Annotated in this window: 1 protein-coding gene; it reads left to right on the top strand. The window is 70.2% G+C overall.

Annotated features, from left to right (window positions below; all coding sequences use genetic code 11):
• Nucleotides 1–22: 22 nt before the first annotated feature.
• Nucleotides 23–420: Bug family tripartite tricarboxylate transporter substrate binding protein (locus JHD80_RS27165; RefSeq protein WP_248311816.1), on the top strand; the 398-nt coding region annotated here is incomplete at its 3' end.

Here is a 420-nt window from a genome sequence, read left to right as displayed (position 1 = left end):
CATAAAACCCGGAGACAAGAGCATGACCCTGAGCCGAAAGCAGTTCCTGCGCGCCGCTGGCGCCACCGCCCTCGTGGCCACCGGCGCCGGTGCGCTGGCCCAGAGCAACTGGCCCACGCGCCCGCTGCGCCTGGTGGTGCCCTACCCGCCGGGCGGCAGCTCGGACATCATTGCGCGCGCCATCGGCCCGCTGCTGTCGGCAGAACTCAAGCAGCCCGTGGTCATCGAGAACAAGCCCGGCGCCAACCGCAACCTGGGCGCCGACATGGTGGCCAAGGCCCAGCCCGACGGCCACACGCTGATGCTGTGCGACCTGGGTGCTCTGGCCCTCTCGCCCTCGCTCTACACCAAGCTGTCCTTCGACCTGTCCCGGGACCTGCGCGGCACGGCCATGCTGGCCTACTCGCCCCACCTGCTGGT

The sequence above is a fragment of the Allobosea sp. ASV33 genome, from assembly GCF_016428755.1.
GTDB lineage: Bacteria > Pseudomonadota > Alphaproteobacteria > Rhizobiales > Beijerinckiaceae > Allobosea.
This window is presented reverse-complemented; position numbering and strand designations above follow the sequence as displayed.